Genomic DNA, 24,220 nt, shown 5'->3' on the forward strand with positions numbered 1-24,220 from the left:
CCAGTTACAGATTGAGTCGTGGTCACGACGGGGTATCGGAAGATGGGGAGCATCATGGGGTCGGTCTCTACGCAATCGCAAGCAGGCTCGCACGGCGAGCAAGTGTCCGCATTGGTCGACGGTGAAGCGTCGGCCGGTTCGCTCGGGCAGATCCTGGCCGGTTTCGGCGTCACGGAGCGTCGCACCTGGGCCGACTATCACGCGATCGGCGACGCGCTGCGTTCCGACGAACTCGCGATCGAACCGGCCGTCAGCCAGGCTTTCGGTGCCCGGTTCGCGGCCGCGTTCGCGGCCGAGCCGCACCTGATCGCGCCGGCCGCCGTCACGGTGGCGTCGGCCGCCACGGCCGAAGCGGCCGCGCGGCGCCAGCCGCTGCGCCGCCGCGTGCTGCCCGCGTTCGCGGTTGCCGCTGCCGCAGCGACGCTGACCTGGATCGTCGTGCCGCAACTGCAGGGCACGGCTGGGCAGGCCGTCGGCACGGTGCAGGTCGCCTCGGTCGCGCCGCACGATCTGCAGCGCGTGGCCGCGTCGAGCCGCCAGGATGTCAACATCATCCGTGACGCGAGCCTCGACCAGTACCTCGAAGCCCACCAACAATTCGCGCAGCAGCCCGTCGTATCGGGCTCGATGCCGCTCATTCGTACCGCCGTCGCCACGCAAGGCCAATAAACCCGATGCGGACATTGCTGTTGAATCGCGCCACTTCCGGCTGGACGCGGCTGCCTGCGCTCGTGCTCTGCGCGGCCGCTTTGCTTTCCGTTCACTCGCACGCCATCGCGCAGCAGCCGGTCGATCCGGCCGCCGGCCCGCAAGCCGCCGCTGCATGGCTCGACCGCATCCAGCAGGCCGCGCAGCAGCAAAGCTACGACGGCACGTTCGTGTTCCAGCGCGGCACCTACGTGCAGTCCTCGCGCATCACCCATATCGCCGCCAGGGGCGGCGAGTACGAGCAGATCGAAAGCCTCGACGGCAAGCCGCGCAAGCTGCTGCGCCACAACGACGATCTCGTCACGTTCGTGCCGGAGCGCCAGCTCTGCGTGGTCGAGCGCCGCCAGAACCGCGACGCGTTCCCGGCGCTGCTCGGCGCGAGCGGCGCCGAGGTGCTGTCCGTGTACGACCTGAAGCCGCTTGGCCAGGATCGCGTGGCCGGCGTCGACGCGCAGGTCGCCGAACTGGTGCCGAAGGACGGCTACCGCTACGCCTACAAGCTCTGGACCGACGCGAAGACGGGCCTGCTGCTGCGTACCCAGACGCTCGACGCCGACGATCACGTGCTCGAACAGGTGGCATTCTCGCAATTGCAGATCGGCCAGGAGAGCCCGGCCCAGAAGACGGCGATCGCGAACGGCATCCACAACCTGAGCGGCTGCACGGTGGTGCGCCCGCCGGTGCAGCCGGTCGACATCGAATCGCAGGGCTGGCGGATCGCGCCGAGCGTGGCCGGTTTCCGCAAGATCCGCGAGGTGCGCCGCCCGATGGCCGCGCGTGACGCGAACGAGCCGCCGATTCCGGTCGACCAGGCCGTCTTCACCGACGGGCTCGCGACGATCTCGGTATTTCTCGAACCGGTGGAGAAGGGCGCGCGCAAGGAAGGCGCGGGCAGCACGGGCGCGACGCACGTGCTGGTGAAGCGCCGTGGTGATTTCTGGATCACGCTGCTCGGCGAAGTGCCGCCGGCGACGTTGCAGCAGTTCGCGGCTGCCATAGAATACAAGCCTTCGAAGTAACCTTCCGGTTTCCCGACATGATCAAGTTCACGCTGCGTCCCTGGATGGCCGCAGCGGCGCTGACGGCTTGCCTGCCCGTCGCGTCGCCGGCGGCGCAAACCGCCGCGCCCGTGCAGGGCGCGTCCGCACCGGTCACCGTGCCGGTCGCACCGCCCAGCGCGCCGGCGGCGCGCGCGGCGCTGCCCGATTTCGCGGATCTGGTCGAGAAGGCCGGCCCGGCGGTCGTGAACATCCGCACCACCGCGACCGTGCCGGCCGACCCGCGCGGCGGCGCGTTCCCGCAGGGGCCGGACGACGGCGACATGTCGGAGTTCTTCCGCCGCTTCTTCGGCATTCCGCTGCCGGGGGCGCCGGGCTCGCCCGGCACGCCGAAGAACGCGCCGCCCGACGCACCCGACACCGAGCAGAACCGCGGCGTGGGCTCGGGCTTCATCCTGTCGCCGGACGGCTACGTGATGACGAACGCGCACGTGGTCGACGACGCCGACACCATCTACGTCACGCTGACCGACAAGCGCGAGTTCAAGGCCAAACTGATCGGCGTGGACGAGCGCACCGACGTGGCGATCGTCAAGATCAACGCGAGCAGCCTGCCGACCGTGGCGATCGGCGATTCGAACAAGGTACGCGTGGGCGAGTGGGTGGTCGCGATCGGCTCGCCGTTCGGGCTCGACAACACGGTCACGGCCGGCATCGTCAGCGCGAAGGGGCGCAACACCGGCGACTACCTGCCGTTCATCCAGACCGACGTGGCGGTCAATCCCGGCAACTCGGGCGGCCCGCTGATCAACATGCAGGGCGAGGTGATCGGCATCAACTCGCAGATCTACAGCCGCACCGGCGGCTTCATGGGCATTTCGTTCGCGATTCCGATCGACGAGGCGATGCGCGTGGCCGAGCAGCTGAAGGCCACGGGCAAAGTCACGCGCGGCCGCATCGCGGTGGCGATCGGCGAGGTCACGAAGGACGTGGCCGACTCGATCGGGCTGCCGCGCGCGGAAGGCGCGCTGGTCAGCAGCGTCGAGGCGGGCGGCCCGGCCGACAAGGCCGGCGTGCAGCCGGGCGACATCATCCTGAAGTTCAACGGCCGCCAGGTGGACGAAGCCACCGACCTGCCGCGCATGGTCGGCGATACCAAGCCGGGCACCAGGGCGACGCTGACGATCTGGCGCAAGGGCAGCGCGCGCGACCTGCCGATCATGATCGCCGAGGTGCCGACCGAGAAGAATGCGCGCACCGACGGCAAGCCGAGCCAGCCCGCCAAGCCGCGCCAGAGCAACGCGCTCGGGCTGACGGTCAGCGACCTGACGGCGGACCAGCTGAAGGCGGCGAAGGTGCCGAACGGCGTACACGTCGACCTGGCCGAAGGGCCTGCCGCGCGGGCGGGCCTGAAGCGCGACGACATCGTGATCCGGGTCGGCGACACCGACATCACGAACGCGAAGCAGTTCGTCGAGGTCACCGCGAAGCTCGATCCGCAGAAGATGGTCGCGGTGCTGGTCCGGCGCGGCGACAACACGCAGTTCATCCCGCTGCGGCCGCGGCAGAAGTAGGCCACGCATGCCGCTCACGCTGTACGGCCGCGGCTGGTGCCACCTGTGCGACGAGATGCGTGCCGCACTGGCGCCGCTCGCGGCCGAATTCGACGTGGCCGTCGATTATCTCGACATCGACGCCGATCCGGCGCTCGTCGCGCGCTATGACGAGGACGTGCCGGTGCTGCTGCTCGACGGCGTCGAACTGTGCCGGCATCGACTCGATTCGGCGCGCGTGCGGGCGGCGCTCGAACGTCGCGCGGCGGCCGGCTGAATCGCGTCGCGCGCCGTCGGCGGACCCCGGCGGCGGGGCTCGAGTGTGCCCGCGGCCGGTCATTCCTGCAGGTTTCGTGCCGCGCGGCCGGTCGCGGCGTCCAAAATGCCGCCCCGGACAGACCTTTTCGGCTAAAATAGGCTGTTTTTTCACCGACTTACAAGGCGTGCTCCGCAGTCGTCGAGCGCGCCTTTTTCGCTTGATCGGCACTGAATGGATCATATTCGCAATTTCTCGATCATCGCCCACATCGACCATGGCAAGTCGACGCTCGCGGATCGCATCATCCAGGTTTGCGGCGGTCTGACCGACCGCGAGATGGAAGCCCAGGTGCTCGACTCGATGGATCTCGAGCGCGAGCGCGGCATCACGATCAAGGCCCAGACGGCGGCGCTCACGTACCGCGCCCGCGACGGCAAGGTCTACAACCTGAACCTGATCGACACCCCCGGACACGTCGACTTCTCCTACGAAGTCAGCCGCTCGCTGTCCGCCTGCGAAGGCGCGCTGCTGGTGGTGGACGCGAGCCAGGGCGTCGAGGCGCAAACTGTCGCGAACTGCTACACGGCGATCGAGCTCGGCGTCGAGGTAGTGCCGGTGCTGAACAAGATCGACCTGCCCGCGGCGAACCCCGACAACGCGATCACCGAGATCGAGGACGTGATCGGCATCGACGCGACCGACGCGACGCGCTGCAGCGCGAAGACGGGGCTCGGCGTGGAAGACGTGCTCGAGTCGCTGATCGCCAAGGTGCCACCGCCGAAGGGCGATCCGGAAGCGCCGCTGCAGGCGCTGATCATCGATTCGTGGTTCGACAACTACGTCGGCGTGGTGATGCTGGTGCGCATCGTCAACGGCACGCTGCGCCCGAAGGACAAGATCAAGCTGATGGCCACCGGCGCGCAGTTCCCGGTCGAGCACATCGGCGTGTTCACGCCGAAGTCGCGCAACCTGGAATCGCTCTCGGCGGGGCAGGTCGGCTTCATCATCGCCGGCATCAAGGAACTGACGGCCGCCAAGGTCGGCGACACCGTCACGCACGCGACGAAGGCCGCCACCGAGCCGCTGCCGGGCTTCAAGGAAGTGAAGCCGCAGGTGTTCGCGGGCCTCTATCCGGTCGAGGCGAACCAGTACGACGCGCTGCGCGAATCGCTCGAGAAGCTCAAGCTCAACGACGCGTCGCTGCAGTACGAGCCGGAAGTCTCGCAGGCGCTCGGCTTCGGCTTCCGCTGCGGCTTCCTCGGCCTGCTGCACATGGAGATCGTGCAGGAGCGGCTCGAGCGCGAGTTCGACATGGACCTCATCACCACCGCGCCGACGGTGGTCTACGAGGTGGTGCAGAGCGACGGCAGCACGATCAAGGTCGAGAACCCGGCCAAGATGCCGGAGCCGGCCCGCATCGAGGAGGTGCGCGAGCCGATCGTGACCGTGAACCTCTACATGCCGCAGGACTACGTCGGTTCGGTCATCACGCTCTGTACGCAAAAGCGCGGCTCGCAGATCAACATGCAGTACCACGGCCGCCAGGTGCAGCTGACCTACGAGATCCCGATGGCGGAAATCGTGCTCGACTTCTTCGACCGACTCAAGTCGGTATCGCGCGGCTACGCGTCGATGGACTACGAGTTCAAGGAATATCGCGCCTCGGACGTGGTCAAGGTCGACATGCTGATCAACGGCGACAAGGTCGATGCGCTGTCGGTCATCGTCCACCGTTCGCAGTCGCAGTACCGCGGCCGCGAGGTGGCGGCGAAGATGCGCGAGATCATCCCGCGCCAGATGTACGACGTCGCGATCCAGGCGGCGATCGGCGCGCACATCATCGCGCGCGAGAACATCAAGGCGCTGCGCAAGAACGTGCTGGCCAAGTGCTACGGCGGCGACATCACGCGTAAGAAGAAGCTGCTGGAAAAGCAGAAGGAAGGCAAAAAGCGCATGAAGCAGGTGGGTTCGGTCGAGATCCCGCAGGAAGCGTTCCTCGCGATCTTGCGTGTCGAAGACAAATAACAGGACTGATCCTTTTATGAATTTCGCATTGATTCTTTTTGTGCTCGTCGTCTTGACGGGTATCGCGTGGGTGCTGGACAAACTGGTGTTCCTGCCGCGCCGGCGCAAGGCGGCCGACGAGGCCGCCGCCGAGTTCGACCGGCAGCAGGCGCGCGTCGGTGAACGCTTCGTCGACGAGAACGCGGCCGAGACGCGCGCCAAGCTGCGCGACGACAAGCTGCGCCAGCCGTGGTGGCTCGAATACACGGCGAGTTTCTTCCCGGTGATCCTGGCGGTGTTCGTGGTGCGCTCGTTCGTGGTCGAGCCGTTCAAGATCCCGTCGGGCTCGATGGTGCCGACGCTGCTGGTCGGCGATTTCATCCTCGTGAACAAGTTTGAGTACGGCCTGCGCCTGCCGATCGGCAACCAGAAGATCACCCAGGGCAGCCCGCTCTCGCGCGGCGACGTGGTGGTGTTCCGCTATCCGAAGGACGAGTCGGTCGACTACATCAAGCGCGTGATCGGCCTGCCCGGCGACACCGTCCAGTATCTCGACAAGAAGCTGACGATCAACGGCCAGCCGGTACCCGAGACGCCGCTGCCCGACTTCTTCGATGAAGAGCGCATGAACTATGCGAAGCAGTACGAGGAGACCCTCGACGGCACGCGCAAGAACGCGATCCTGAACAATCCGGCCGTGCCGCCGTTCGTGATGGGCGCCTACGATTTCCCGTACAAGGACAACTGCACGTACAACGAGCACGGCGTGATCTGCAAGGTGCCGCCGGGCCACTATTTCATGATGGGCGACAACCGCGACAACAGCGCGGACAGCCGCTACTGGGGCTTCGTGCCCGACAGCGACATCGTCGGCCGCGCGTTCTTCATCTGGATGAACTTCAGCGACCTGAAGCGGATCGGCTCGTTCCACTGAGCCGCGCTCGCCGGCATCGCGCGATGGCCGCGCGCGATGCTGGCAAATCACTTCAAGAACCGGCGGTAACACCGCTTCGACACGCCTTTTCGAGCCCGGCGTCCGCCGCTAGACGGAACCGGCGCCCGCGTTATACTCCTGCTCATGTCTCAGTCCCAGTTGGAAAGCCGGCTGCGCTACGAATTCCGCAATGCGGAATTGCTGCGTCAGGCTTTGACCCATCGTAGCCATAGCGCCACGCATAACGAACGGCTCGAGTTCCTCGGCGACTCCGTTCTGAATTGCGCGGTAGCGGCCCTTTTATTCCAGCGTTTCGGCAAACTGGACGAAGGCGACCTGTCGCGGGTGCGCGCGAACCTCGTCAAGCAGCAATCGCTGTACGAGATTGCCCAGGCCCTCAATATTGCCGACGGCCTGCGGCTCGGCGAAGGGGAACTGCGCAGCGGCGGGTTCCGCCGGCCGTCGATCCTCGCGGACGCGTTCGAAGCCATCATCGGGGCGGTGTTCCTCGATGGCGGCTTCGAAGCCGCCCAGGGGGTGATCAAGCGCCTCTACATCCCGATCCTCGACCATATCGACCCGCGCACGCTCGGCAAGGACGCGAAGACGCTACTGCAGGAATACCTGCAGGGCCACAAGATCGCGCTGCCGACTTACACGGTCGTGGCTACGCATGGTGCGGCGCACAATCAGCAGTTCGAGGTGGAATGCACGGTACCGAAGCTCGACGTGAAGGTGTCGGGTTCCGGCGCGAGCCGCCGCGCGGCCGAGCAGGCCGCCGCGAAGAAGGCGCTCGACGAGGTGATGGCGCGCCCGATGGCGGCCGCCAAGTCGAAGCGCTCGAAGAGCGCGCGCGCCTCGAAGAGCGAGCCCGAAATCGTGCCTGGCGTGAAGGGCGTGCAGGAAGCGCTCGATCTGCGCGCGGCGCCGGAGCACAAGGAACGCACCGTGATCTCGGTGCCGGGCGCGGCGAAGGCGCCGGCCGAGGCCGCCGAGCGCGGTGCGCCGCCGGTGGCCGTGATTCGCGCGGTCGCGCACGCCGACGCGGCGCCGGAGAAGACCGAGCGCGGCGCGAAGCCGTCCGCCGCCGACAAGCCCGCGAGCGCCGACAAACCGGCGGCACTCTCCGCACCCACTGCGCCGGAGAAGCCGGCCCTGGCCGGGCAGCCGGCCGCCGACCGGCCGATGACGGGCCCGGTGCCCGGCGTGGAGCCGCCGGTTTCCGCCGAGAAGCCCGCGACCGACAAGTCTGCCGCCGAAAAATCCGCGCCCGCCAGCAACCCGGTCTCCACCGACAAGGCCGATGCCGCGCCGCGCGGCGCAGGCGCGCCGGACCGCACGTTGCGCGCGCGCGACACCGCGAGCGCGGTGCCCGACGCGGACGCCGACCTGTCCGTCACGCCGTTGCGCGTGGCCGATGCCGGTCGTTGAACGCCTGATCCTATCCGCGGGCCGCGTCGTGCGGCCCGCCTCGAATCGCAGCAGCCTGATATGAACGCACCCGCCACCCCCGCATTCCGTTGCGGCATGATCGCCATCGTCGGCCGGCCGAACGTCGGCAAGTCGACGCTGATGAACGCGCTCGTCGGCCAGAAGATCAGCATCACCTCGCGCAAGGCGCAGACCACGCGCCATCGCATCACCGGCATCCACACGCTGCCCGACGCGCAGTACATCTTCGTCGACACGCCGGGCTTCCAGACGCGCCACAGCACGGCACTGAACCGCACGCTGAACCGCACCGTCACCTCGACGCTGACCGCGGTCGACGCGATCCTGTTCGTGATCGAGGCCGGCCGCTTCGGCCCGGACGACCAGAAAGTGCTCGACCTGATTCCGCCCAAGGTGCCGACGCTGCTGATTCTCAACAAGCTCGACCGCATCAACGACAAATCGACGTTGTTCCCGTTCCTGAAGCAGATGGGTGAACTGCGCCCGTTTGCCGAGGTGGTGCCGCTGTCGGCCAAGCAGGACGACGACATCCGCCGCCTGATGAACACGGTCAAGCCCTACCTGCCCGAGGGCGACCCGATCTACGGCGAGGACGACTTGACCGATCGCAGCTCACGCTTTCTCGCGGCCGAGATCCTGCGCGAGAAGGTGTTCCGCTGGACCGGCGACGAGCTGCCGTATACGAGCACCGTGATCATCGACAAGTTCGAGGAGGAGGGGCGCCTCACGCGCGTGTTCGCGACGATCCTCGTCGAGCGCGATTCGCACAAGGCGATGGTGATCGGCAAGAAGGGCGCCAAGCTCAAGCAGATCAGCACCGAGGCGCGGCTCGACATGGAGAAGCTGTTCGACGGCCCGGTTTATCTCGAAACCTTCATCAAGGTGAAGAGCGGCTGGGCGGACAACGAAGCGGGGCTGCGTGCCTATGGGTACGAATGACGGCAGGCACGATGGCTCCGACGGGGTCGACGAGGCCGACGAGGCGCCCGTCTCCGTCGTGGAACCGCCGGCCTCCGCGCCGCCCGCCGAGCCGGCGCGGCCCCGCAAGGCGCGCCGCGCCGCGCCGCGCGCATCCGATTTTCGCGTCGCCGAGCAGCCCGGCTTCGTGCTGCACAGCCATCCCTATCGCGAAACCAGCCTGATCATCGACGTGCTGACGCGCGACCACGGCCGCGTCGCGCTCGTCGCGAAGGGCGCCAAGCGCCCGCATTCGGCGCTGCGCGGCGTGCTGCAGACGTTCCAGCCGCTCGCGCTGTCGTGGTCCGGCAAGTCGGAGATGCGCACGCTGACGGGCGCGGAGTGGGTGGGCGGGATGCTGCCGCTCGGCGGCGACGCGCTGCTCTGCGGCTTCTACGTGAACGAGCTGCTGGTCAAGTTCTGCGCGCGCGAGGATCCGTTTCCGGCGCTGTTCCAGCATTATCTGGTGACGCTCGCGCGGCTCGCCCACGACGAGCCGGCCGTGCAGGTGCTGCGCTCGTTCGAGCGCGTGCTGCTGCGCGAGACCGGCTACGCGCGGGCGCTGAACCGCACCGTGGCGCGCCGCGCCGTCACCGCCGACGGCCGCTACGTGTTCGACCCCGAGCGCGGCGTGCGCGAGGCCGGTGAGGACACACCGTCGCACTGGCCGATCGTCTCGGGTCAGACATTGCTCGACATGGAGGAGGACGATTACCATCGTGCCCAGACGGTTGCGCAAAGCAAGACGCTGATGCGCTTCCTGCTCAATACCTATCTGGGCGGCACGCCACTCGCGACGCGCCAGATCCTCATCGACCTGCAAAACCTATGAGCTTCTTCCTGACCGCGCCGAACGCCATCGATCTCGGCGTCAACATCGATCACGTCGCGACGCTGCGCAACGTCCGCGGTACCGCCTATCCGGATCCGATCCGCGCGGCGCTCGCGGCCGAGCAGGCCGGCGCCGACGCGATCACGCTGCATCTGCGCGAAGATCGCCGCCACATCCGCGACGCCGACGTGCGCGCGCTGCGCCCGCTGCTGACCACGCGCATGAACCTCGAATGCGCGGTCACGCCGGAAATGCTCGACATCACCTGCGAGGTGCGCCCGCACGACGCCTGCCTCGTGCCGGAGAAGCGTGCCGAGCTGACCACCGAGGGCGGGCTCGACGTGGCCGGCCATTTCGAGGCGGTGCGCGCGGCCTGCCGGCAGCTCGCCGACGCGGGCGTGCGCGTGTCGCTGTTCATCGATCCGGACGAGACCCAGATCCGCGCGGCCCACGAGGCCGGCGCGCCCGTGGTCGAGCTGCACACCGGCGCCTACGCCGAGGCGCGCGACGCGGCCGGCCAGCAGCGCGAGTACGAGCGCGTGGTGGCCGCGGTCGACGCCGGCGTCGCGCTTGGCCTCAAGGTCAACGCGGGCCATGGCCTGCACTACACGAACGTGCAGCAGATCGCGGCGATCGACGGCATCGTCGAGCTCAACATCGGGCACGCGATCGTCGCGCAGTCGATCTTCACGGGCTGGGACAACGCCGTGCGCGAGATGAAGGCGATCATGGTCGCCGCGCGCGTGGCGGCGCGCCACGGCGGCCGCTGAGCGCCGCCTCATGGCGATCTACGGCATCGGCACCGACATCGTCCAGGTGAGCCGGATCGCGGCGGTGCTCGAACGTACCGACGGCCGGTTCGCGGAGAAGGTGCTCGGCCCCGACGAGCTGCGCGTGTTCCACGCGCGCCGCAAGCGCTCGGAGGCGCGCGGCATCGCGTTCCTCGCGACGCGCTTTTCCGCGAAGGAAGCGTTCTCGAAGGCGATCGGCCTCGGGATGCGCTGGCCGATGACCTGGCGTGCCCTGCAAACCCTCAACGAGCCGAGCGGCCAGCCCTACGTGGTGGCCTCCGGCGAACTGGCCGACTGGCTCGCCGCGCAGCGTATCACCGCACGCGTGACTGTCAGCGACGAGCGCGATTACGCGGTGTCGTTCGTGGTCGCCGAAGTGCCGGACGCGGCGCCGGCGAGCGCTGCCGGCTGAATCCTCCCGCCTGATTCCCCCTTTCATTTCACGGACCCGACTCGATGAAACCGACTCCCGGCCCCGTCATGCTCGACGTCGTCGGCACGACGCTCACGCGCGACGACGCGCGACGCCTCGCGCATCCGCGCACGGGCGGCGTGATCCTGTTCGCGCGCCACTTCGAGAGCCGCGAGCAGCTGTGCGCGCTGACCGAGGCGATCCGCGCGGTGCGCGACGACATCCTGATCGCCGTCGATCACGAGGGCGGGCGCGTGCAGCGCTTCCGCACCGACGGCTTCACCGTGCTGCCGGCGATGCGCCGGCTCGGCGAGCTGTGGGACAAGGACGTGCTGCACGCCACGCGCGCGTCAACCGCGGTCGGCTACGTGCTGGCCGCCGAGCTGCGCGCCTGCGGGATCGACCTCAGCTTCACGCCGGTGCTCGATCTCGACTACGGCCGCTCGAAGGTGATCGGCGACCGCGCGTTCCATCGCGATCCGCGCGTCGTCACGCTGCTGGCGAAGAGCCTGAACCACGGGCTCGCGCTGGCCGGCATGGCGAACTGCGGCAAGCATTTCCCCGGCCACGGCTATGCCGAGGCCGATTCGCACGTGGCGCTGCCGACCGACGACCGCCCGCTCGAGCAGATCCTCAAGCTCGACGCCGCGCCGTATGACTGGCTCGGGCTGGCGCTGGCGGCCGTGATTCCGGCGCACGTGATCTATACCCAGGTGGATTCGCGGCCGGCCGGCTTCTCGTCGATCTGGCTGCAGCGCGTGCTGCGCGAGCGGCTCGGTTTCACGGGCGCCGTGTTCAGCGACGACCTTTCCATGGAAGCGGCGCGCGCGGGCGGCACGCTCGCGCAGGCGGCCGACGCGGCGCTCGAGGCCGGCTGCGACATGGTGCTGGTCTGCAACCAGCCGGAGGCGGCCGAACGGGTGCTCGAGGAGATGACGGTGGATGTGTCGCCGGAATCGGCGCGGCGGATCCGGCGGCTGCGGCCGCGCGGCAAGGCGTCGGGCTGGGACAAGCTGATGCGTCGGCCCGAGTACCAGCGCGCCTGCGCGCTGCTGCGCGAGACGTTCGGCTGAAGCCGAAGCCGGAACGCGAACGGCGGCGGGCGGCGCGTTTCACCCGCGCCGCCCGCGTCGCCGTCAGTTCATCTTCATGCGCTGCAGCTTGTTGTAGAGCGTCTTCGGGCTGATGCCGAGCAGCGCGGCCGCGCGATGGCGCGTACCGCCGACCGCGTCGAGCGTGGCGCGGATCAGCAGGTCTTCCACATCCGACAGCGGCGTGCCGACGCGCACCTGCACGCTGCTGCCGTTCAGCGCCGCGCCCGGCACGAACACGCCGTCGTTGGCGCGCAGCGTCTCGATGAAATCGCCCGACGCCTCGTAGGCGAGTCGCACGCGATCGCGCAGTTCCCGCACGTTGCCGGGCCAGTCGTAGGCGAGACACTCGCGGATGAAGTCGGGCGCGATCCGCTTGTCGACGGCGCCGAGGCCAGCTTCGTGCGCCTGGCGATTCAGGTCGTCGACGAACGCCTCGGCGATCTGCAGCATGTCGTCGTCGCGCGCGCGCAGCGGCGGCAGCGCGATCGAAGCCGCGTCGAGCCGCAGCCACAGATCCTCGCGCAGCGTGCCGTTGTCGAGCGCTTCGCGCGACGGCCGGCGCGAGGTGGCGATCAGCCGGAAGTCGGTGGCCACCTCGGTGGTGCCTTCGATGCGCCGGAAGCTCTGCGAGTCGAGCGCGCGCAGCAGCGATTCCTGGATCGGCAGCGGCAGCGCGGTGATGTCCTTGAGCAGCAGCGTGCCGCCGCTCGCCTGTTCGAACAGGCCCGGCTCGCGCCGCTCGGCGCCGCCGTAGGAGCCGCGCTCGCGGCCGAACAGCATGCTTTCGATCACGATGCTGCCCAACTCCATCACGCGCGGCAGCTGCAGTGCGGCGCGGCAGTCGAACTTGATGAACGGCCCCTTGCGGCGGCGGCTCAGGTCGTGCAGCGCCCGCGCCGTCGTCTCCTTGCCGGTGCCGGCCTCGCCCCACACCAGCACCGCGGCCTCGCTGCGCGCGTTGCGCTCGATCATGTCGTAGACGTGCTGGACCGCGTCGCTGCGCCCGATCAGGGGGCCGAAGCGGCCGAGCTTGCGCAGCGTGGTACGCAGCGCCTGGACTTCCTCGATCAGCTCGTACGGACGCGGGATGCGCGCCAGCAGGCTGCGCAGCCGCGGAATGTTGACCGGCTTCAGCAGGTAGTCCCAGATGCCATGCCGCAAGCCCTCGATGGCGCTCTCGACCGTCGCGTTGCCGGTCAGCACGATCACCGGCAGGCCGCCGTTCGGCTGTTGCGGTTGGGGCAGATGCTGCAGCAGGTCGAAGCCGCTGCCGTCCGGCAGGTTCAGGTCGACGAGCACGACGTCGGGGATCGTCCGCGCCAGCGCGGCCCGGGCCTCGGCGAGCGAGGTGGCCGTATCGACCGTGAATCCGTCCGCGGCGAGCAGCGCCGTCAGGCCGGACAAGCTGTTGGGATCGTCTTCGACTATGAGGGCGTGTGGCATGGTGTGCTGGATGTTCAAAGGGCGGCCGTGCATGGCGGGCGTGTTCGCCCCATTGTTTGATTAGAGTCGGATTTTATGTCCCTCGGCGCGTAAAGCGTACGATATTTGCCGATGTAAGCAAAAGAGTTACCGAAGATACAAATTGATGCCTTTTCGGAATGACGTTTCGCAGCGTTTCGCGGCCTGTCACGCACCTGCAACAATACGGTTCTTCAAAAAGAAAAAGCGCCCGGAAGGGCGCTTTTTCGTGCAGGTTGCGCGAACTTAGGCGCGGCTGCGGTATTCGTTGGTACGCGTATCGATTTCGATCTTGTCGCCGGTGTTGCAGAACAGCGGCACTTGCAGCTCGTAGCCGGTCGCGAGCTTGGCGTTCTTCAGGACCTTGCCCGACGACGTGTCGCCCTTGACGGCCGGTTCCGTGTAGGTGATCTCGCGCACGATGACGGTCGGCATGTCGACCGAGATCGCCTTCTCGTTGTAGAACACGACTTCGCAGGTCATGCCGTCTTCGAGGTAGTTCAGTGCGTCGCCCATCATTTCGGCTTCGACTTCGTACTGGTTGTAGTCGGCGTCCATGAACACGTACATCGGGTCCGCGAAGTACGAGTACGTCACTTCCTTGCGGTCGAGCACGACGACGTCGAACTTGTCGTCGGCCTTGTAGACGGATTCCTGGCCCGCGTTCGTCAGCAGGTTCTTCAGCTTCATCTTGACGACGGCGGAGTTACGGCCCGACTTGTTGTATTCGGCTTTCGAGACGACCCATGCGTCGCTGCCGACCATCACGACGTTGCCTACGCGGAGTTCCTGTGCGGTTTTCATATCAAAACTGTCCTGTGCAAAAAAATTTTCCTGACGTTGCGCAACGGCCGACAACGCAAGCGGGGCGGGCGACGCGCCGTTGCTCCGGCTTGCCGCCGGGGCCGGAACGCTCGCTGGGCGTCGCTCGCACGCGCGGTTCGGCTGCGTGCCGCCGGCCCGCGCCGTTCGCGGCGGCATCGAAGCCACCCGCCCGGGACGCCGACCGCGACTCGCTTGCGTGGTCCGCCGTTGGATAACCGCTTATTTTAACTGAGTTTTTGAGAATTCCGCCAGATTTCCGGCAAGATCCCCGAGTGTGGCAAGCTCGTCCGCCCAGGCATGCGCGCGGGCCTCGAGGGCGGCGCGATGCGTGAGGAAGTCGGCCCAGTCCGGCGCGCCGGCGCCGTTCCAGGCATGCCAGAAGCGCGCGGTGGCATCGCGCGCGGCGGCCGGCAGCGTCGCGCTCAGGTGCGCGAGCGCGGCGTCGAGCTTCGGCAGGTGTGCGTCGTCGGCCTGCGGGTAGATGTGCCAGACGAACGGCTTGCGCGCCCACTGCGCCCGCACGAACGAATCCTCGCCGCGCACGAAGTTGAGGTCGGCGGCCCACAGCAGCTTGTCGTAGTCGGGCTGGGCGACGAACGCGAGCCCGTGCGCGCTGAGCCGGCCCGCGCCGGCGTGGCTGCCGGCGCCGAACCGGCCGGTGCCGAAGAAGGCGGCGACGGCCGGGCAGATCCGGCCTTCGGGCACCAGCAGCCGTACCGGCCGCGCGCCGTCGCGCCATTGTTCGAGCAGTGCGCCGAGCGCCGGATTCTCGTAGGCGAACAACGACACGACGAGCGTATCGGCGTCCGGCGGCGGCCCGCCGGTGGCCTGCCGCCACCAGGCTTCGCGCTCGGCCGCGCTGGCCAGGAACGCCTCGCGCCGCGCATCGAGGCCGGCTTCCTTCAGCACGCCGCCGGTGCCGCGGCCGAGCCCGGGAAAGAAGAACGTCTTGCGCAGCGGATAACGCGGATGCGGAGACGGGCGCAGATGGAAATCGGTCACCCAGTCCTCGGCGCTCAGGTAGTCGAGATTGATCCAGACCGGCGCGCGCTCGCGGCGCGCCATCGCCGCGACGTATTCGGCCGGCAGTTCGCAGGCGAACGCCTCGATCACGACGTCCGCGATCGCGAGCGTGTCGCCCGCATGCACCGGCTCGCCCCAGTGCTCGATCGCGATGCCGTCGCGAGTCTGGCGCCGGGTGGCCGGATCGAGCCCCGGCGCGAGCCGCGCGAAGGTGGCGAGATCGTCGACGAACAGGCGTACCTGCCAGCCGTGCTCGCGCGCGAGCTGGGTCGCGAGCCGCCAGCAGACGCCGATGTCGCCGAAATTGTCGACGACCGCGCAGAAGATGTCGCAGGCGAGCGGGCCCGTGTCGGGGCGCGGAGGCGAGTTCGTCGCGGCGGAGAGGATCGGGGGCATCGAAGGAATCGGGGCGAATGCACTAAACTGGCGATTCTAAATGACCCGTTCGCGCACGCATGGCGCCCGGATTTCGCATGACATCCCCCGATACGTCCGATCAACCCGAGACCTCCGGCCATTCCGGCCAGCCAGCCCCGACGAGCCCGGCCGCCGCGCCGTTCGAGCCGAAGCCGATCCTCGCGCAATTGCCGCACCTGCCCGGCGTCTACCGGTATTACGACGCCGGCGGCGCGGTGCTCTACGTGGGCAAGGCGCGCAACTTGAAGAAGCGCGTCTCGAGCTATTTCACGAAGACGCAGCTCTCGCCGCGCATCGCGATGATGGTCACGCGGATCGCCAGGATCGAAACCACGGTGACGCGCTCGGAAGCCGAGGCGCTGCTGCTCGAAAACAACCTGATCAAGGCACTCACGCCGCGCTACAACATCCTGTTTCGCGACGACAAGTCGTATCCGTACCTGAAGCTGACCGGCCACGCGTTTCCGCGCATGGCCTATTACCGCGGCGCCGTCGATCGCAAGAACCAGTATTTCGGGCCGTTCCCGAGCGCCTGGGCGGTGCGCGAGAGCATCCAGATCCTGCAGCGCGTGTTCCAGCTGCGCACCTGCGAGGATTCGGTCTTCAACAACCGCACGCGCCCCTGCCTGCTGCACCAGATCGGCCGCTGCTCCGCGCCGTGCGTCGGCGCGATCGAGGCCGAGGACTATGCTCGCGACGTCTCGAACGCCTCGCGCTTCCTGCTCGGTCGGCAGAACGAAGTGATGAAGGAGCTCGAGCAGAAGATGCACGGCTTCGCCTCGGAGCTGAAGTTCGAACAGGCCGCCGCGGTGCGCAACCAGATGAGTTCGCTCGCCACGGTGCTGCATCAGCAGGCGATCGAGGTTGGCAGCGAGAGCGACGTCGACATCCTTGCCGTGGTCGCGCATGGCGGGCGCGTCTGCGTCAATCTCGCGATGGTGCGCGGCGGGCGGCACCTCGGCGACAAGGCCTACTTCCCCGCGCACGCCGACGGCGCGCTCGCGCTGGCGACGGGCGGTGCGCAGGAGGCGGCGCCGGATGAGGGTGCGGGGATGATCGTCGAGGATCTCGCGGCGGCGGTTGGCACCGTGCCGGACGCCGGTGTCACCGGTGCCGACGCGCTGGCCGATGTGGTGCCCGACGATCATGCGCGGACGCCGGATGACGCGGCGCCGGCTCTCGCGGCGGCCGGCGCCGAGGCCGGGGTCGCCACCGGCGCCGACGAAGCCGCCGGCCAGCCGCCGTCGGACGACGCGCAAGCCGGCACCGATGCCGACGCCGAGGCGATCGCCGCGCCGATCGAGACCGAAGTGCTGGAGGCGTTCATCGCCCAGCACTATCTCGGCAACCGCGTGCCGCCGGTGCTGGTGGTCAGCCATGCGCTGGCCAACCGCGAGCTGATCGACCTGCTGATCGAGCAGGCCGGCCACAAGGTGGCCGTGCTGCGCCAGCCGCAGGGGCAGAAGCGCGCGTGGCTCGCGATGGCCGAGCAGAACGCGCGGCTCGCGCTCGCGCGGCTGTTGTCGGAGCAGGGTTCGCAGCAGGCCCGCACGCGCGCGCTGGCCGAGACGCTGAGTTTCGAGGCCGACGATCTCGCGCAGCTGCGCATCGAGTGCTTCGACATCAGCCACACGATGGGCGAGGCGACCCAGGCCTCGTGCGTGGTGTTTCACCATCACAAGATGCAGTCGGGCGAGTATCGCCGCTACAACATCACCGGGATCACGCCCGGCGACGATTACGCGGCGATGCGCCAGGTGCTGACGCGCCGCTACGAGAAGATGATCGAGCAGGCGGGCGAGGCGGCCGCGGCCGATACGCAGGCCGGCATCGACGGCGACGCGACGCGCGCCAGCGCCTCGGCCGCGCTGCTGCCGAACATCGTGCTGATCGACGGCGGCAAGGGACAGGTGGAGGTTGCGCGGCAGGTGTTCACCGAGCTGGGCCTCGACTGCTCGATGCTGGTCGGCGTGGCGAAGGGCGAAGGCCGCAAGGTCGGCCTGGAGACGCTGATCTTCGCGGACGGCCGGCCCTCGCTCGAACTCGGCAAGGAGAGCGCCGCGCTGATGCTGGTCGCGCAGATTCGCGACGAGGCGCACCGCTTCGCCATCACCGGGATGCGCGCGAAACGCGCCAAGGCGCGCCAGACCTCGCGCCTCGAGGAACTCGAGGGCGTCGGCGCGAAGCGGCGCCAGCGGCTGCTCGCGCGCTTCGGCGGCCTGCGCGGCGTGGTGGCCGCGAGCGTCGAGGAGCTGGCGAGCGTCGAAGGCATCTCGCACGCGCTCGCCGAGCAGATCTACCGGCAGCTCCATTGAAGCGACGTGTACCCGCGCGGCTTGTGGCGGTGCGGGCGGCGCGGCACAATTGCAAATCCTTTACCCGTCCAGCCCGTCATGCCGTTCAATTTCCCGATTTTCCTGACTTGGGTGCGAATCGTGCTGATTCCGCTCGTGGTCGGCGTGTTCTACCTGCCGAACGTGATGATGAGCGTCGAGCACCGCAATCTCGCGGCGGCGCTGATCTTCGTGCTGGCCGCGCTGACCGACTGGTTCGACGGTTTCCTCGCGCGCAAGTGGAACCAGACCTCGGCGTTCGGCGCGTTCCTCGACCCGGTCGCCGACAAGCTGATGGTGACGGCCGCGTTGCTGGTGCTGGTGCAGCTCACGCGCATCGATGCGGCGATCGCGCTGGTGATCATCGGCCGCGAGATCGCGATCTCGGCGCTGCGTGAATGGATGGCGCAGATCGGCGCCTCGAAGAGCGTGGCGGTGAATTCGCTCGGCAAGTTCAAGACCGCCTGCCAGATGGTCGCGATCCCGATGTTGCTGTACTATGGCGCGCTGCCGATCTGGGGCGGTATCACCATCGACACACGCATGCTGGGGCTCTGGCTGATCTACCTCGCTGCGGTGCTGACGATCTGGTCGATGCTGTACTACATGAAGCTCGCGTGGCCGCAGATTCGTGAGCGTGGCGGCGCGATGTGAGGGGGTGTCGGACGTGGTCGTTGAAGGTGTCGACAAAAAGGGCGCGAAAAACGCTTGACACACTGAAACAGGTTCTACATAATCTCACTTCTCCGCTGCACTGAAACGAACGCAGCAGCGAACGAAGCAGTAAAGCGGAGAAGGCAGCAAGAAGCAGCAAAACGCGGGAGTAGCTCAGTTGGTAGAGCGCAACCTTGCCAAGGTTGAGGTCGCGAGTTCGAGACTCGTCTCCCGCTCCAGATTCAAGCGGCGTTTTGTTGAAGCAGTGTAGTTCGGCAAAGTCTGCGCATGCAGGACAATGCGGGAGTAGCTCAGTTGGTAGAGCGCAACCTTGCCAAGGTTGAGGTCGCGAGTTCGAGACTCGTCTCCCGCTCCAAAACAAGGGGAAGCAACGCTTCCCTTTTTGTTTGGCAGATTTTCAGATCTGTCGGGCAACAATCTGCGGTCGTTGCGTCAGGCTGTATCGCGATGATCGGCAGTCCGCTTTCGGCGCGATAGCAAAGCGGTTATGCAGCGGCCTGCAAAGCCGTGTAGGCCGGTTCGACTCCGGCTCGCGCCTCCAGGTTGGAAAGAAAAAGCCCCGCGAATGCGGGGCTTTTTCTTTTTCGGGCCGGCGATCGTGTGAAGTGCCTCGATACGGTCGGCTCGTCAGCTGATACCGCACCGCTCGACCGGCGCGGCCCGTCACGGGCCGCTCGCCACCCGCATTCAAGCCTTGCCGCGTCGCTCCCAGGCCGCGACGAACACGCGGCACAGCGCTTCCATGCCTTCCCGGTCGGTCGCGTCGAAGCGGGCGAGATTCGGGCTGTCCACGTCCCATACGCCGATCAGCGTGCCGTCGCCAGCCACCAGCGGCACGACGATTTCCGATTGCGAAGCCGAATCGCAGGCGATATGGCCCGGGAATTCGTGGACGTCGCGCACCACCTGCGTCTCGCGCGTTTGCGCGGCCGTACCGCACACGCCCCTGCCGAGCGGAATCCGCACGCAGGCGGGCTTGCCCTGGAACGGCCCGACCACCAGTTCGGCGCCGTCGTAAAAGTAGAAGCCGGCCCAGTTCAGGCCGTCGAGCGAGTGGTAGACGAGCGACGAGAAGTTCGCCGCATTCGCGACGAGATCCGTTTCCGATTCGAGCAGCGAGCGCGCTTGCTCGACGAGCGTGGCGTAGAGCTCGGGTTTCGAGGTGGACGGCGAGGCGGAGAGTTCGAACATGATCAAAAGGGAGCAGGGCATTTCGGGGCGCACGGCCACGGCCGCACGGAATCCGCGCAGTCTAAAAGAAATTGCCGCGACTTGCCTGAAGCGCGTCGCGGCGACGAAGAGCACGGCGATCCAATCGGGTTCGATCGGACTCGATCAATCGGCTTCGAGCGCCGCGAACCGCTCGACGAGAAAGTCGAGCAGCGCACGCACCGCCGGCAGCAGGCCGCGCCGCGATGCGAGCACCGCGTGGACCATCTCGCGGCGCGGCGCCCAGTCGGGCAGCACGACCTGCAGCTCGCCGCGCGCGACGGCGTCGCGGATCATCATGGTCGGCAGCTGCACCACGCCGACGCCGGCCACGGCCGCCGCGCGCAGCGCGAACATCCCGCGCGTGACGAAGCGCGGCCGGTGCGGGATCGTCGCGTGCGCGCCGCCCGGTCCGCGCAGGTTCCAGACATGATCGTCCTGCGGCTGGCCGAGCGCGAGGCTCGGCAGCGCGGCGAGATCGGCCGGCACGCGCGGCGGCGCTACGCGCGCGAGCAGCGCTGGGCTCGCCACCAGGCACTGGCCGCGCTCGGCGAGCGGGCGCAGCACCAGTTCGCTGTCCTCGAGCGGCGGCGGCCGCACGCGCAGCGCGATGTCGACGCCTTCGCCGACCACGTCGACGCGCCGGTTGGTTTCCTCGAGATGGATCTCGACATGCGGACACTGCGCCATGAACGCGCCCAGCATCTCGCCGACCAGCGAATCGAGCAGCGCGATCGGGCAGGTCACGCGCACGATCCCGCGCGGTTCCGCGTGGCGCAGCGCGACCGCCTCGTCGGCCGCGTCGGCCTCGACGAGCATCGCCCGGCAGTGGGCGTAGTAGGTCGCGCCGACCTCGGTCAGCGTGAAGCGCCGCGTCGAGCGCTGGATCAGCCGCATCCCGAGACGCTCTTCGAGCCCGGCGATGCGCCGGCTCAACCGCGATTTCGGCAGGTTCAGCGCGCGCCCGGCCGGCGCGAAGCCGCCATGGTCCACCACCTGCACGAAGAAATAAAGGTCGTTCAGATCCCGCATCATCGTTCACCAGATAGAACGCTGAGTGCGATTTTCCCATACTACCGAAACGATCGTTCCGATCTTATGCTTCTACCTATCGCCCGGGCAGATCGCCGTGGGCACGCAGATTCAGGAGAACGCAGATGAAACAGATCGTCGGCACCTACAGCGCCCCGCGTCCGCACTGGGTCGGAGACGGTTTTCCGGTCCGCTCGCTGTTCAGCTATCACAGCACCGGCGCGCACCTGAGCCCGTTCCTGCTGCTCGACTACGCCGGCCCGGCTCGCTTCGAGCCGACCAGCGAGCGGCGCGGCGTGGGCCAGCATCCGCACCGGGGCTTCGAGACGGTGACGATCGTCTACGACGGCGAAGTCGATCACCGCGATTCGACCGGCGCGGGCGGCCACATCGGCCCCGGCGACGTGCAGTGGATGACCGCGGCGAGCGGCATCCTGCACGAGGAATTCCACTCCGACGCGTTCGCGAAGCGCGGCGGCGCGCTGGAGATGGTGCAGCTGTGGGTGAACCTGCCCGCGAAGCACAAGTTCGCCGCGCCCGGTTACCAGACGCTGCGCGACGCCGGGATTCCGTCGGTGCCGCTCGCCGACGGCGCGGGGCGCGTGCGCGTGATCGCGGGCGAGTTCGACGGGCATCGCGGTCCGGCGCGTACCTTCACCCCGATCGACGTCTGGGACGTGCGGCTCGCGCAGGGCGGCCGCACCCGCTTCGAGATCGCGGACGGCCGCACGCTGGCGCTCGCGGTGCTGCGCGGCACGGTGCTGGTGAACGGCAGCGAAGTCGTGCGCGAGGCACAGGTGATCCATCTGTCGCGCGACGGCGCCGGCGTGGAGATCGAGGCGAACAACGACGCGACGCTGCTGGTGCTGAGCGGCGAGCCGATCGACGAGCCGGTGGTCGGCTACGGTCCGTTCGTGATGAACAGCGAGGCGGAGATTCGCACGGCCGTCGACGATTTCAACAGCGGCCGGTTCGGCCGGATGCCGGCCTGAGCATGGTCGGCCACGGTCCCGGCGCCGTTTTCGGGCGGCGCCGGGGTGTGTCAGCGGTCTGCCCGGCAGGCCGCGCGGCAGGCATAATGGCCGATTGAAGCGCGCCCGCCCGGGCGCGCGTTTTCATTCTGAGCCGCCGCATGTCGTCTTCCAACGCTTCCTCCCTGCCGTCCTCGTCCCGTTCCGCATCGCTTGCCGCGCTCGAATGGCGCTGGCAGCCGTTCGGCGCGCTGTCCGCGCGCGACGTCTACACGCTGCTCGAGGCGCGCAGCGCCGTGTTCGTGGTCGAGCAGCGCTGCATCTACGGCGACATCGACGGCGCCGATTTCGACGCGTGGCACCTCAGCGCCGTCGATGCCGACGGCCGGCTGGCCGGCTACCTGCGCGTGCTGCTGCCCGATGCCGGCTCGCCCGACATCCGCATCGGCCGCGTGCTGACCGCGGCGCCGTTCCGCGGCATCGGGCTCGGCAACGCGCTGCTCGGCAACGCGCTCGAACGGATCCGCGAGCAATGGCCAGCCACGCCGATCAGCCTGCATGCGCAGGCGCATCTGCAGAAGTACTACGGCGCGTTCGGTTTCGCGCCGAGTTCCGAGGTTCACGACGACGACGGCATTCCGCACATCTGGATGCGTTCCGCGTAACGCGCGCGCCAGACGCGGCCCGTCGTCCGACGCCGGGCGTCTAGCGCGGGGCGGCGGCGTGGCCCCGGCCCGTCGCGCGCGGCGCCGTACCGGCCCGCTCGCGCAGCCGGCCGCGCGCCGACAGGCGCATCCAGTGCCGCAGCGCGACCAGCGCGCCGAGCACGCTCATCATCGAGCCGGGAATCCACAGCAGCAGGCCGCCGATCTGCTGGTCGCGCAGCGGGCTCAGCCAGGTGAACGCGCGGCCGCAGATCGAGTAGATCGGGTAGAGCTCGCGCGGCGTGAAGAAGATCAGCGCGCCGAGCAGGATCTGCGGCGGGATCGCGGCGATCGCGATCAGGATTCGCCGCCCCGGCGCGAGGCGGGCCGGCGGCGCGGGGCGCGGATCGACGACGAGCCACCAGAACAGCAGCCCGTCGATCACCATGCTCCAGTTCATCACGCGATAGAGCCGCCAGTCGAGCATCGCGACGAAGTGGATCGGCGCGAGCAGCCAGAAATAGACCAGCCCGACGAACAGCAGCACCGCGACGACCGGATGGAACACGATGTCGAGCGCGACGCGCACCGGCCGCGCGGCAAGCGCGGGCCGCACCACGCGCTGCCGCCACGCGAACGGGATGCCGGCGCGGATCGCGGCGCCGGGATACGACAGCGCGATGAAGAACGGCCCGAGATGATGCAGCACCAGATGCTGTGCGCGATGCATGAAGAACTCGTGCTCGAAGAAGTAGTCGAGCCGCGTGTGCAGCGCCACGTAGAGCGCACCGAGCCCGAACCAGAACGACAGCCGCCGCAGCGGCGTGACGCGCGCCTTGCGGGCGCCGCGCGCGAACAGCACGGCCGCGCCGAGGATCGCGATCACGACCGTCGGCGACGGCTCCCAGGGATCGAGCCAGACGAGCGGGTTCATCGTGGGAGCCTTTGCCGGGACAGGTTGAGGGGCGGCGTCATGAGGCCGATGCCGCAAGGATGCCGCGCAGGTCGGCGGCGAACGCCTCGGGCGAATCCTGGTCGGTGGCGAGCAGCCGCGCCCGGCCGCGCGCATCGAACACGTAGACGGCCGAGCTGTGCGTGACCGCGTAGTCGCCCGACGCATCGGGCGCTTCCATCTGATAGGCGACGCGGTAGCGTTTCGCGAGCGTCTCGATCTCGCGCGCGCTGCCGGTCAGCCCGACCGCGTGCGCGGCGTCGAACGCGCCGACGTAGGCGCGCATCAGGGCCGGCGTGTCGCGCGCCGGATCGACCGACACGAACAGGATGCGCACCCGGTTCGCGTCGGGGCCGAGCCGGGCGAGCACCTGCATGAGCCGCGCCATCGTCTCCGGGCAGACGTCGGGGCAGTGCGTGTAGCCGAAATAGACGAGCGCGACGCGGCCGCGAAACGCCGACGCGTCGATCGGCCGGCCGTCCTCGCCGGTCAGCGAGAACGCGAGGTCGGGCAAGTGGCCCGTGACGTCGGTCAGCGTGGCGGCGGGGGTGCCGGTGCCGCGCGGCGAGCAGGCGGCCAGCGCGCAGGCCAGCAGCAGCGCCGCGGCCGCCGCCGATCCCGCGCGCGCCATCGCGGCGCGCGAGCCGCGCGGGGAGGGGCATCGGGTGGCGCCGGGCAGGAAGG

23 protein-coding genes and 3 tRNA genes are annotated in these 24,220 nt (G+C 68.4%); 19 read left to right on the plus strand and 7 right to left on the minus strand.

Annotated features, from left to right (window positions below; genetic code table 11):
• Positions 1-54 precede the first annotated feature (54 nt).
• The 12 genes from BpN12_RS19625 to nagZ all read left to right on the plus strand — a co-directional run bounded on the left by BpN12_RS19625 (position 55) and on the right by nagZ (position 11,973).
• A complete protein-coding gene (locus BpN12_RS19625) occupies positions 55-669 on the plus strand; it encodes a sigma-E factor negative regulatory protein (protein ID WP_246797128.1) in 615 nt (204 codons plus the stop codon).
• A 5-nt stretch (positions 670-674) separates the two neighbouring features.
• Positions 675-1,727, plus strand: a complete 1,053-nt coding sequence (locus tag BpN12_RS19630; protein WP_246797129.1) for a MucB/RseB C-terminal domain-containing protein — start codon at positions 675-677, stop codon at positions 1,725-1,727.
• Positions 1,728-1,744: 17 nt separating this feature from the next.
• Positions 1,745-3,280, plus strand: coding sequence for a DegQ family serine endoprotease (locus BpN12_RS19635; protein ID WP_246797130.1), 1,536 nt, complete (start codon positions 1,745-1,747; stop codon positions 3,278-3,280).
• 7 nt (positions 3,281-3,287) lie between these two features.
• Positions 3,288-3,536 (plus strand): glutaredoxin family protein, encoded by a 249-nt coding sequence (locus BpN12_RS19640; RefSeq protein WP_246797131.1) that lies wholly within the window; start codon positions 3,288-3,290, stop codon positions 3,534-3,536.
• A 213-nt stretch (positions 3,537-3,749) separates the two neighbouring features.
• The gene (lepA, locus tag BpN12_RS19645) at positions 3,750-5,543 is read left to right on the plus strand and encodes a translation elongation factor 4 (protein ID WP_246797132.1); all 1,794 of its coding nucleotides are present in this window, start codon (positions 3,750-3,752) and stop codon (positions 5,541-5,543) included.
• A 16-nt stretch (positions 5,544-5,559) separates the two neighbouring features.
• Positions 5,560-6,456 (plus strand): signal peptidase I, encoded by an 897-nt coding sequence (gene lepB, locus BpN12_RS19650; protein WP_246797133.1) that lies wholly within the window; start codon positions 5,560-5,562, stop codon positions 6,454-6,456.
• 144 nt (positions 6,457-6,600) lie between these two features.
• Positions 6,601-7,887 carry a ribonuclease III gene (rnc, locus tag BpN12_RS19655; protein ID WP_246797134.1) on the plus strand — a complete coding sequence of 429 codons (1,287 nt, stop codon included), beginning with the start codon at positions 6,601-6,603 and terminating at the stop codon, positions 7,885-7,887.
• A gap of 60 nt (positions 7,888-7,947) precedes the next feature.
• The gene (era, locus tag BpN12_RS19660) at positions 7,948-8,847 is read left to right on the plus strand and encodes a GTPase Era (RefSeq protein WP_198249822.1); all 900 of its coding nucleotides are present in this window, start codon (positions 7,948-7,950) and stop codon (positions 8,845-8,847) included.
• The gene (recO, locus tag BpN12_RS19665; protein ID WP_246797135.1) at positions 8,834-9,697 is read left to right on the plus strand and encodes a DNA repair protein RecO; all 864 of its coding nucleotides are present in this window, start codon (positions 8,834-8,836) and stop codon (positions 9,695-9,697) included. The genes era and recO overlap by 14 nt, the downstream gene beginning before the upstream one ends.
• The gene (gene pdxJ / locus BpN12_RS19670; RefSeq protein WP_246797136.1) at positions 9,694-10,467 is read left to right on the plus strand and encodes a pyridoxine 5'-phosphate synthase; all 774 of its coding nucleotides are present in this window, start codon (positions 9,694-9,696) and stop codon (positions 10,465-10,467) included. The genes recO and pdxJ overlap by 4 nt, the downstream gene beginning before the upstream one ends.
• Before the next feature lie 10 nt (positions 10,468-10,477).
• The gene (acpS, locus tag BpN12_RS19675; protein ID WP_246797137.1) at positions 10,478-10,900 is read left to right on the plus strand and encodes a holo-ACP synthase; all 423 of its coding nucleotides are present in this window, start codon (positions 10,478-10,480) and stop codon (positions 10,898-10,900) included.
• A 44-nt stretch (positions 10,901-10,944) separates the two neighbouring features.
• Positions 10,945-11,973 carry a beta-N-acetylhexosaminidase gene (gene nagZ / locus BpN12_RS19680; RefSeq protein WP_246797138.1) on the plus strand — a complete coding sequence of 343 codons (1,029 nt, stop codon included), beginning with the start codon at positions 10,945-10,947 and terminating at the stop codon, positions 11,971-11,973.
• A gap of 63 nt (positions 11,974-12,036) precedes the next feature.
• Here the strand turns inward: nagZ and BpN12_RS19685 are convergent, their stop codons facing one another.
• The 3 genes from BpN12_RS19685 to earP all read right to left on the minus strand — a co-directional run bounded on the left by BpN12_RS19685 (position 12,037) and on the right by earP (position 15,699).
• A complete protein-coding gene (locus tag BpN12_RS19685; protein WP_246797139.1) occupies positions 12,037-13,437 on the minus strand; it encodes a sigma-54-dependent transcriptional regulator in 1,401 nt (466 codons plus the stop codon).
• Between the two features lie 264 nt (positions 13,438-13,701).
• On the minus strand, positions 13,702-14,259 hold the full coding sequence (efp, locus tag BpN12_RS19690; protein ID WP_042624240.1) for an elongation factor P: 558 nt from the start codon (positions 14,257-14,259) through the stop codon (positions 13,702-13,704).
• Positions 14,260-14,499: 240 nt separating this feature from the next.
• A complete protein-coding gene (gene earP / locus BpN12_RS19695; protein WP_246797140.1) occupies positions 14,500-15,699 on the minus strand; it encodes an elongation factor P maturation arginine rhamnosyltransferase EarP in 1,200 nt (399 codons plus the stop codon).
• Between the two features lie 77 nt (positions 15,700-15,776).
• On the opposite strand from earP, the gene uvrC reads away from it, so the two are divergent.
• The 5 genes from uvrC (at position 15,777) to BpN12_RS19720 (ending at position 19,269) form a co-directional block, all read left to right on the plus strand.
• Complete coding sequence (uvrC, locus tag BpN12_RS19700) at positions 15,777-18,035, plus strand: excinuclease ABC subunit UvrC (RefSeq protein WP_246797141.1); 2,259 nt, start codon at positions 15,777-15,779, stop codon at positions 18,033-18,035.
• Between the two features lie 78 nt (positions 18,036-18,113).
• Positions 18,114-18,707 (plus strand): CDP-diacylglycerol--glycerol-3-phosphate 3-phosphatidyltransferase, encoded by a 594-nt coding sequence (gene pgsA / locus BpN12_RS19705; RefSeq protein WP_246797142.1) that lies wholly within the window; start codon positions 18,114-18,116, stop codon positions 18,705-18,707.
• Positions 18,708-18,870: 163 nt separating this feature from the next.
• Positions 18,871-18,946, plus strand: a tRNA-Gly gene (locus BpN12_RS19710).
• A 61-nt stretch (positions 18,947-19,007) separates the two neighbouring features.
• Positions 19,008-19,083 (plus strand) — tRNA-Gly (locus BpN12_RS19715).
• 112 nt (positions 19,084-19,195) lie between these two features.
• Positions 19,196-19,269: transfer RNA gene (locus BpN12_RS19720), tRNA-Cys, on the plus strand.
• Positions 19,270-19,415: 146 nt separating this feature from the next.
• On the opposite strand, the gene BpN12_RS19725 is transcribed toward BpN12_RS19720, so the two are convergent.
• Positions 19,416-19,919, minus strand: a complete 504-nt coding sequence (locus BpN12_RS19725; protein ID WP_246797143.1) for a GAF domain-containing protein — start codon at positions 19,917-19,919, stop codon at positions 19,416-19,418.
• Between the two features lie 144 nt (positions 19,920-20,063).
• Positions 20,064-20,969 (minus strand): LysR family transcriptional regulator, encoded by a 906-nt coding sequence (locus BpN12_RS19730; protein WP_246797144.1) that lies wholly within the window; start codon positions 20,967-20,969, stop codon positions 20,064-20,066.
• Between the two features lie 125 nt (positions 20,970-21,094).
• Between BpN12_RS19730 and BpN12_RS19735 the strand changes: the two genes are divergently transcribed.
• Together BpN12_RS19735 and BpN12_RS19740 are read left to right on the plus strand one after the other, a co-directional pair.
• Positions 21,095-21,961, plus strand: a complete 867-nt coding sequence (locus tag BpN12_RS19735; protein WP_246797145.1) for a pirin family protein — start codon at positions 21,095-21,097, stop codon at positions 21,959-21,961.
• Between the two features lie 140 nt (positions 21,962-22,101).
• Positions 22,102-22,605: a GNAT family N-acetyltransferase gene (locus tag BpN12_RS19740; protein WP_246797146.1), complete on the plus strand. Its 504-nt coding sequence runs from the start codon at positions 22,102-22,104 to the stop codon at positions 22,603-22,605.
• 40 nt (positions 22,606-22,645) lie between these two features.
• Here BpN12_RS19740 and BpN12_RS19745 read toward each other — a convergent pair whose 3' ends face one another.
• Together BpN12_RS19745 and BpN12_RS19750 are read right to left on the minus strand one after the other, a co-directional pair.
• Positions 22,646-23,518, minus strand: coding sequence for a cytochrome c oxidase assembly protein (locus BpN12_RS19745; RefSeq protein ID WP_246797147.1), 873 nt, complete (start codon positions 23,516-23,518; stop codon positions 22,646-22,648).
• A 37-nt stretch (positions 23,519-23,555) separates the two neighbouring features.
• Positions 23,556-24,167: an SCO family protein gene (locus BpN12_RS19750; RefSeq protein ID WP_246797940.1), complete on the minus strand. Its 612-nt coding sequence runs from the start codon at positions 24,165-24,167 to the stop codon at positions 23,556-23,558.
• Positions 24,168-24,220: the final 53 nt, after the last annotated feature.

It is taken from the genome of Burkholderia perseverans (assembly GCF_022870505.1).
GTDB classification, from domain to species: Bacteria; Pseudomonadota; Gammaproteobacteria; order Burkholderiales; family Burkholderiaceae; genus Burkholderia; species Burkholderia plantarii.

What these genes read in the sequence shown, in the direction of transcription:
- BpN12_RS19625 (WP_246797128.1), top strand. Translation starts at nt 55, where the DNA reads ATGGGGTCGGTCTCTACGCAATCGCAAGCAGGCTCGCACGGCGAGCAA.
- BpN12_RS19630 (WP_246797129.1), top strand. Translation starts at nt 675, where the DNA reads ATGCGGACATTGCTGTTGAATCGCGCCACTTCCGGCTGGACGCGGCTG.
- BpN12_RS19635 (WP_246797130.1), top strand. Translation starts at nt 1,745, where the DNA reads ATGATCAAGTTCACGCTGCGTCCCTGGATGGCCGCAGCGGCGCTGACG.
- BpN12_RS19640 (WP_246797131.1), top strand. Translation starts at nt 3,288, where the DNA reads ATGCCGCTCACGCTGTACGGCCGCGGCTGGTGCCACCTGTGCGACGAG.
- lepA (WP_246797132.1), top strand. Translation starts at nt 3,750, where the DNA reads ATGGATCATATTCGCAATTTCTCGATCATCGCCCACATCGACCATGGC.
- lepB (WP_246797133.1), top strand. Translation starts at nt 5,560, where the DNA reads ATGAATTTCGCATTGATTCTTTTTGTGCTCGTCGTCTTGACGGGTATC.
- rnc (WP_246797134.1), top strand. Translation starts at nt 6,601, where the DNA reads ATGTCTCAGTCCCAGTTGGAAAGCCGGCTGCGCTACGAATTCCGCAAT.
- era (WP_198249822.1), top strand. Translation starts at nt 7,948, where the DNA reads ATGAACGCACCCGCCACCCCCGCATTCCGTTGCGGCATGATCGCCATC.
- recO (WP_246797135.1), top strand. Translation starts at nt 8,834, where the DNA reads ATGGGTACGAATGACGGCAGGCACGATGGCTCCGACGGGGTCGACGAG.
- pdxJ (WP_246797136.1), top strand. Translation starts at nt 9,694, where the DNA reads ATGAGCTTCTTCCTGACCGCGCCGAACGCCATCGATCTCGGCGTCAAC.
- acpS (WP_246797137.1), top strand. Translation starts at nt 10,478, where the DNA reads ATGGCGATCTACGGCATCGGCACCGACATCGTCCAGGTGAGCCGGATC.
- nagZ (WP_246797138.1), top strand. Translation starts at nt 10,945, where the DNA reads ATGAAACCGACTCCCGGCCCCGTCATGCTCGACGTCGTCGGCACGACG.
- BpN12_RS19685 (WP_246797139.1), bottom strand. Translation starts at nt 13,437, where the DNA reads ATGCCACACGCCCTCATAGTCGAAGACGATCCCAACAGCTTGTCCGGC.
- efp (WP_042624240.1), bottom strand. Translation starts at nt 14,259, where the DNA reads ATGAAAACCGCACAGGAACTCCGCGTAGGCAACGTCGTGATGGTCGGC.
- earP (WP_246797140.1), bottom strand. Translation starts at nt 15,699, where the DNA reads ATGCCCCCGATCCTCTCCGCCGCGACGAACTCGCCTCCGCGCCCCGAC.
- uvrC (WP_246797141.1), top strand. Translation starts at nt 15,777, where the DNA reads ATGACATCCCCCGATACGTCCGATCAACCCGAGACCTCCGGCCATTCC.
- pgsA (WP_246797142.1), top strand. Translation starts at nt 18,114, where the DNA reads ATGCCGTTCAATTTCCCGATTTTCCTGACTTGGGTGCGAATCGTGCTG.
- BpN12_RS19725 (WP_246797143.1), bottom strand. Translation starts at nt 19,919, where the DNA reads ATGTTCGAACTCTCCGCCTCGCCGTCCACCTCGAAACCCGAGCTCTAC.
- BpN12_RS19730 (WP_246797144.1), bottom strand. Translation starts at nt 20,969, where the DNA reads ATGCGGGATCTGAACGACCTTTATTTCTTCGTGCAGGTGGTGGACCAT.
- BpN12_RS19735 (WP_246797145.1), top strand. Translation starts at nt 21,095, where the DNA reads ATGAAACAGATCGTCGGCACCTACAGCGCCCCGCGTCCGCACTGGGTC.
- BpN12_RS19740 (WP_246797146.1), top strand. Translation starts at nt 22,102, where the DNA reads ATGTCGTCTTCCAACGCTTCCTCCCTGCCGTCCTCGTCCCGTTCCGCA.
- BpN12_RS19745 (WP_246797147.1), bottom strand. Translation starts at nt 23,518, where the DNA reads ATGAACCCGCTCGTCTGGCTCGATCCCTGGGAGCCGTCGCCGACGGTC.
- BpN12_RS19750 (WP_246797940.1), bottom strand. Translation starts at nt 24,167, where the DNA reads ATGGCGCGCGCGGGATCGGCGGCGGCCGCGGCGCTGCTGCTGGCCTGC.